General features: G+C 67.7%; 5 protein-coding genes. 3 read left to right on the forward strand and 2 right to left on the reverse strand.

Going from position 1 to position 3,545, the window contains the following annotated elements; translation table 11 throughout:
• Nucleotides 1–899 (reverse strand): homocysteine S-methyltransferase family protein (locus tag J7I98_RS34330; RefSeq protein ID WP_214928967.1); only part of this gene is annotated, 899 nt, incomplete at its 3' end.
• Nucleotides 900–1,394: 495 nt separating this feature from the next.
• Between J7I98_RS34330 and J7I98_RS34335 the strand changes: the two genes are divergently transcribed.
• The 3 genes from J7I98_RS34335 (at nt 1,395) to J7I98_RS34345 (ending at nt 2,994) form a co-directional block, all read left to right on the forward strand.
• Nucleotides 1,395–1,748, forward strand: a complete 354-nt coding sequence (locus tag J7I98_RS34335; protein ID WP_214928968.1) for a PadR family transcriptional regulator — start codon at nt 1,395–1,397, stop codon at nt 1,746–1,748.
• A gap of 12 nt (nt 1,749–1,760) precedes the next feature.
• The gene (locus J7I98_RS34340; protein WP_214928969.1) at nt 1,761–2,324 is read left to right on the forward strand and encodes a hypothetical protein; all 564 of its coding nucleotides are present in this window, start codon (nt 1,761–1,763) and stop codon (nt 2,322–2,324) included.
• Nucleotides 2,325–2,739: 415 nt separating this feature from the next.
• Entirely contained in the window at nt 2,740–2,994 is a 255-nt protein-coding gene (locus J7I98_RS34345) for a PLD nuclease N-terminal domain-containing protein (protein ID WP_214928970.1), read from the forward strand.
• 139 nt (nt 2,995–3,133) lie between these two features.
• On the opposite strand, the gene J7I98_RS34350 is transcribed toward J7I98_RS34345, so the two are convergent.
• Nucleotides 3,134–3,544 (reverse strand): hypothetical protein, encoded by a 411-nt coding sequence (locus tag J7I98_RS34350; RefSeq protein WP_214928971.1) that lies wholly within the window; start codon nt 3,542–3,544, stop codon nt 3,134–3,136.
• Nucleotide 3,545 lies beyond the last annotated feature (1 nt).

Genomic DNA, 3,545 nt, shown 5'->3' on the forward strand with positions numbered 1-3,545 from the left:
ACCAGGGAAAGGCCGTACTCGCCCACAAACGTCTGCTGCGCGTCGGCCAGCTCGTCCGGGCCCAGCGGATAATGCGCGCCGTCCTTCCCCAGCACCGGCAGGCCAGCGTTGGGCATGCACGAGATCGGGACCCGGGAGTGGCGGGCGAGGTAGCGCAGGTGCTCGCTCATCTCGGCCGGACCGGTGGCACAGTTCAGACCGATCATGTCGATACCCAGCGGCTCCAGCGCGGTCAGCGCCGCCCCGATCTCCGAGCCCAGCAACATCGTGCCGGTCGTCTCGACCGTCACGGAGCAGATCAGGGGGACGGTGTAACCGGCGCTCTCCATCGCCCGCCGGGCGCCGATGATCGCCGACTTGGTCTGGAGCAGGTCCTGGGTGGTCTCCACCAGCAGCGCGTCCGCGCCGCCGGCCAGCATGCCCTCCGCGTTGATCTGGTAGGCGTCGCGCAGCGTGATGTACGGGGCGTGACCCAGGGTCGGCAACTTGGTCCCCGGACCCATCGAGCCCAGCACCCACCGCTGCCGCCCGTCCTTGGCCGCGAACTCGTCCGCGACCTCGCGGGCAATCCGCGCCCCGGACTCCGACAGCTCGAAGTTCCGCTCGGGGATGTCGTACTCGGCCAGGGCGGCGAAGTTCGCGCCGAACGTATTCGTCTCGACGCAGTCGACACCGACTGCGAAATACTCCTTGTGCACGTTGCGGACAAAGTCCGGGCGCGTGATGTTCAAGACCTCGTTGCAGCCTTCGAGGTTTTCGAAGTCCTCAAGGCTGGGGTCCTGCGCCTGAAGCATCGTGCCCATGGCACCGTCCGCCACCACCACCCGGGTGGCAAGCGCCTCACGGAGAGCCTCGGCTCGGGACTTGGCGTCAGACACGGAGTTCGGCAACGAGGCCATACAAAAGCTCCCAGGGTTTGCGACGGCTGTCGGCTTTTTTTGCACCCTGCGGACCGACACGTGCCGGATACCTGGCCCGGTGGAAGCGTCTGCAAAAGCGGCGAATATCGCGGCAGAGCAGAAACACCTTGAATCAGGAATGACCGCCGTACCGAATAACGACCACCGGAGCTTGCGCGAGGCGCTGGAAGAAAGCCTCTGCTTTTCGGGGGAGGGCGTCAACGCATGCCTTGTCAGATCTCAGTGAAGCTGGTTCACAGGGAGGTCAATGTTCGGTGGCGGCACCGTGGGACCCAGAATCCCCCCGACAGCAGTCGCTCGCATACGGCCGGCTTCGCGCTGGCACCCGGCGCCGCGGCCCTGGCCGAACATGTCCTGGCCACCGGGCCGGGCAGTGTCGGGCGGACCGGGCCGTCCAGCCGCGGGCTGTCGCGGTCGCCTGTGCGGACCACGTCACCTTTGGGCTTCTAGAGATAACCAGGTACTGTGCAATGCATGGAACCTGACATTGCAGGTAAGCCGGTCGCAAGCAAGGCGGAGAGCCAGCTCCGCAAGGGGGTGCTGGAGTACTGCGTGCTTGCGATCTTGCGGGATGGCCCGCGCTACGGCGTGGAGCTGCTCGAAATCCTCGGCGCGGTGAACGTCATGGTCACGAGCCAAGGGACCATCTACCCCTTGCTGTCGCGGCTGCGTCGTGACGGACTGGTGGAGACCCGCTGGCAGGAGTCCCCCAGCGGGCCGCCCCGGCGCTACTACGAGCTGACACCGCCGGGGCATGCGGCGCTGAAGGAGTTCACCGCTGTCTGGCCGCACTTCCGTGACGCGGTCGACCACTTCATCACCGACTGACAGGAGACCACCATGACGATCACCGAGCACCCGCTGGTGAAGAAGTACCTGGCCGCCGTGGCGCGTGAATCGGCCGGACTCGGCCCGGAACGCCGCAACGAGCTGCTGGCCGACCTGGAGGAGCACATCGCCGTGGCACTCGCGGAAGAGTCCGCCTCCGGCGACGACGAGATCCGCACCGTGCTCGCACGCCTCGGCGACCCGCGCACAATCGCGGCCACCGCACTCGGCGAGGAGCTCCCCGCTCCGCAAGTGAGCCGAGGACGCACCCTCGCCCTGCTGGGACTGCTGGCGGTGACCGGCCCCCTGACGGTCTTCGGGCCCCTGCTGGGCGTCCCGGCCCTGATCGGCGCGATCTGGTGGCTGTGGACCGCGCCGCAGTGGCGCAACCGCGACAAGGCGATCGGGACGGCGGCCGCCCTCGTGCCGCTGCTGTTCGTGGTGTCGCAGTGGGTGGTCCCCGCGGGCACGCTGAACTTCGGTCTCGGAGCATTCGTCCCGGTCCTCCTGGCCGTCCCGGTGCTCCCGGCCACCGCCGGCGTCTATCTGCTGCGGGCGGCGAGGCGCCAGGCGTGAGGGATCTACCTGCTGCCGATCGGTACGGCCGCGCTGCTCTTCCCCGCGCCGGCCATCGTGATGTTCGTGCCGACGGCGATCATCCTCTACTAGCGGCACGGCGCCATGATCGGCGCCTGCGTGAGGGCCATCCGCCGCCACCCGCAGGGCCTGGGCTCGCACGAAACCCTCGCCGGCATCCGGAACCATGCCCTCCCACACACGCGAGCACGCACCAGCCCGGACTCGCCCGAGCCAGCCGATCCACAGATGCCGGCGCCGGTGGCTGCGGCCGATGGCTCCCGCACAGGTGGGTAACCGCCTCTCCGCCTCCACCCACACACCTGGTGCGCCACTCGCCCCAACCACCGGTCACCACGCATCCAGCCCGACCGACGAACTCTGAGAATCCCCCCACCAGCAAGAGGAGAGAACGATGCAGACACAGCTCACACACCAGATGGCCCTTGCCCCTACGGGCGACATCATGATCGCCTGCGCAGGAGCTGCCGTGGTCCTCGGCGCTCTCGCGTTTTTCTTCGGCGCTCTGCTCAGCATCGTCAGGTCCGACCTCACCGGCGGGATGAAGCTGGTCTGGCTCGTTTTCGCCTTGATGGCCCCCTTCCTCGGGTGCCTGCTCTGGTTCCTCGTCGGCCGCAGCAGCGCCCAGCGTCGCCCAGGCATTGCCTGAGGCGCCCCATCGACGGTGCCTAGCCCCGCATCGTGAAAAGGATGCAGGTCAAGACAGACGCGGCCAGGCATATCGAGTGGGCGGTGTCCGTCGACTCGACGATCTGCCCGGCCCACCAGCACACTGCCGGCCCACCCGGCTAAGGGGCGACTGTCGGGGGGCCTTGGTCTCGTTTCACATAGGCGATCACGGCGGAAACGGCGGCGGTCACGGCGAGGCTCCCCACCATGACCATCCCCACGCCGACCATAAAGAGGCCGCTGGCGTCGTCCGACCAGTCGTAATAAGCGGCACCGGTCAGGCCGACCGTGATGCCGAGCACAGCGCCTGCGATGTAGCGCCGGGATGCCGCCCAGTACACCGGCGCCAGCAGAGACAGCACCAGCCCGATCACCTGCCACGCCTCGTACGGGCCGGTCGTCGAACCATCAGGTTGCACGTCACGATGCTGGTCCCAGCCCAGCCAGGCAGCCCACACCGCTATGGTCACCACAGCCAGCACGAGGATCGCCAACAGCTGGGGAACGAGTTTCATTGGTCGTTGTCGCATG

This window comes from Streptomyces sp. ISL-98, assembly GCF_018614055.1.
Lineage (GTDB): Bacteria > Actinomycetota > Actinomycetes > Streptomycetales > Streptomycetaceae > Streptomyces > Streptomyces spiramyceticus.